Raw genomic sequence first — 2,961 nt, forward strand, 5'->3', positions numbered from 1 at the left:
GTCCGGCCTCACCGTCGAGGACAGCCCGCAGGGCCCCCGCTGGACCCTCAAGGCCTAGCCGGACCCGAAGATCGACTGTGCCGCCCGGCCTTCCGGGCGGCACACTGCATAGGACGCGGACGCACAGGACGCGGACGACGCAGACACACAAGACGTACGTACGAAGCTCACGGAGACGAGTGACTCATGGCCGCGAACAACCGCCGCATGTCCGGCAAGAAGGGCGCGCAGGTCGGCAGTGGCGGCCAGCGGCGCCGGGGCCTGGAGGGCAAGGGCCCGACCCCGCCCGCCGAGATGCGCAAGGGGCACAAGAAGAACCGCATCGCCACCGCCAAGGCGAAGCAGGCCGCACGCCGTCCCGTGGCCCGGGGCCGAGGCGGCAGGTCGACGTCCGAGATGGTCGTCGGCCGTAACCCGGTCGTCGAGGCGCTGCGCGAGGGCGTGCCCGCCACCACCCTCTACGTCCAGCAGTTCATCGACAACGACGAGCGCGTCCGCGAGGCCCTCCAGCTCGCCGCCGAGCGCGGTGGCATCAACCTGATGGAGGCCCCGCGCCCCGAGCTGGACCGCATGACGAACGGCCTCAACCACCAGGGCCTCGTCCTGCAGGTCCCGCCGTACGAGTACGCGCACCCGGAGGACCTGCTCGACGCGGCGGCCGACGGGGGCGAGGACCCGCTCGTCGTCGCGCTCGACGGGGTCACCGACCCGCGCAACCTCGGCGCGGTCGTCCGCTCCGTCTCCGCCTTCGGCGGCCACGGCGTCATCGTGCCCGAGCGCCGCTCGGCCGGCATGACCGCCGGCGCCTGGAAGACCTCCGCCGGTACGGCCGCCCGTACCCCGGTCGCCCGTGCCACCAACCTCACCCGCACCCTGGAGCAGTACAAGAAGGCCGGCGTCGCGGTCGTGGGCCTGGCGGCGGACGGCGAGGACGAGCTCGGCGAGCTGGCGGCCCTGGACGGCCCGGTCGTCATCGTGGTCGGCAGCGAGGGCAAGGGCCTGTCCCGCCTGGTCGGCGAGACCTGCGACTTCCGTGTCCGCATCCCGATGCCGGGCGGCGCCGAGTCGCTGAACGCCGGTGTGGCGGCGGGGATCGTGCTGTACGAGGCGGCGCGCAGGCGAGCCTGAACGGCCGTCCGAATTCTCACCTGTTCGTGTTAATCCCGGTGTTCCTGCGGTGCTCCGGGCCCCTTTGACGGGGTCCGGACACATCCAGGCGGTCAAAGCAGTGTCCTAACTCCACGTCACTCGGTTAGATGAGTGTGGACACCAGAACACCCCGCACACCCACGGGGGGCCGCTCGTCGGGATTCAAAGCCGGATTCTCGTCCGGACCCGAGGACGCTCCCGCGCTGAGCATGGTGAAGGTGCCGAGCGATCCGGCGCAGGTCATCGTCAATCACGCCAGCTTCCGCGTGCAGCTGAGCGGGTCGGCGAAGCGGACCCAATCCCCGCGGATCGCCCGGCATCTGAGTGCCGCCTCTCACACCGCCGGGATGCCCGCCATGAGCCCCGAGGGCCGCGCGGCCGCCGCCGGCCGCCGCCGCCCCGTCGTGTGGAGCGGCAAGTCCGCCCCGGACGACACCGGCGCCCACCGGCTCCTCCAGGCCGTGCGGGGCAGCGTCCGCCAGACCGAGGAGCCCGAGGCCGGCGCCACCCAGGTCATCCCGCGCGTCGGGACCGGCTACGACGACGGCTACGACGCGCTGGACCAGACGGTCGAGACCCCGGTCGTGGGCCACCAGCGCACCGCCCCGGACACCGACGGCACCCGCCTGCTGCCCCATATGCGCACGGTCGGCAGCGACTACGACGAACCCCCGTACCCGGACGCCGACTTCGGACGCCCCCGCGGCTACGACGGCTACGACGACCACGACGGTTACGACGAGTACGCGGACCACCCGAGCCACCGGGATCCCGCCCTCGAGGACCTCGCGCGCCCCGTACGGCGCCAGGGCGACGACCCCGCCCGGCACGCCTACTACCCGGGCCGCCGGATGAACCTCGGCGTCGTCCTGCTCCCGTTGCGCATCTTCCTCGGCTTCATCTCCATCTACGCCGGCATGGGCAAGCTGTGCGACCCCGTCTACTTCGACGGCGGCAAGCGCGGCTCCATGGTCAAGTGGCTCAACACCCTGCACCCGTGGGACGTGGCCGAGCCGCTGCGCCAGTTCGCCCTGCACCACCCGGTCGGCTCCGGCCTGGTCATCGCCTTCCTCCAGGTGGTCGTGGGCGTCCTGACGATCCTCGGCTGCTGGCAGCGGGTGGCCGCGGTCGTCGGCGCCCTGCTCTCCGCCGCCCTGATCGTCACGGTCAGCTGGAAGACGGTCCCCGCCTACGACGCGCCCGACATCATCTACCTCGCCGCCTGGTCGCCGCTGATCATCGCCGGCGCCCCCGTCTACTCCGTGGACGGCCGGCTCGCGGCCGGTGCCTGGCGGCGCCTCGGCCCCCGCTCCGACATCTGGGAGCTGCGCCGCTACGTCCTGCGCCGGGGCGCTCTGATCACGGCCGTCACGGCCGGCCTCACCCTGCTCGTCGGCTCCCTGCTGGGCGGCGCCGTACGCGACTCCAGCCGCGTCGTCGTCCCCGGCCCCGGCGAGGCCCCGCGCAACAACCTCCCGGGCTCTGCGCTCCCGCAGGAGCCGGGCCGGCGGCACAGCACCACCCCGTCGGCGTCCACGCACCGCACGGGCGGCGCCACGGGCGGTGCGAGCCCCTCCGGTGCGGCGACGACCCCGGGCGCCACGCGCAGCGCGGGCGGTGCGACGGTGCCCAGCGAGACCCAGGGCATCTCGGGCCAGCTCCCGCGGCACCACTCGTCCCCGACGGGCGGCACCCCGAGCAGCACCGCGGGCCCGACCGGCACCGGTGGCACGGCGACCGGCGGCCCGACGTCCTCGGGCGGCTCCGGCGGCACGTCGTCCTCCGGTCAACCGGGCCTGGTGGGCGGCCTGT

General features: G+C 73.7%; 2 protein-coding genes. Both read left to right on the top strand.

Going from position 1 to position 2,961, the window contains the following annotated elements:
* Nucleotides 1–186 precede the first annotated feature (186 nt).
* Nucleotides 187–1,128, top strand: coding sequence for a 23S rRNA (guanosine(2251)-2'-O)-methyltransferase RlmB (gene rlmB, locus BIV23_RS44250; protein ID WP_071386656.1), 942 nt, complete (start codon nt 187–189; stop codon nt 1,126–1,128).
* Nucleotides 1,129–1,256: 128 nt separating this feature from the next.
* Nucleotides 1,257–2,961: DoxX family protein (locus BIV23_RS44255; protein ID WP_177240260.1), on the top strand; the 1,705-nt coding region annotated here is incomplete at its 3' end.

Source organism: Streptomyces monashensis (genome assembly GCF_001866665.1).
Classification (GTDB): domain Bacteria; phylum Actinomycetota; class Actinomycetes; order Streptomycetales; family Streptomycetaceae; genus Streptomyces; species Streptomyces monashensis.

Bases quoted from the DNA above. Each gene is read 5' to 3' on its own strand.
- rlmB (WP_071386656.1), top strand. From the start codon at position 187: ATGGCCGCGAACAACCGCCGCATGTCCGGCAAGAAGGGCGCGCAGGTC.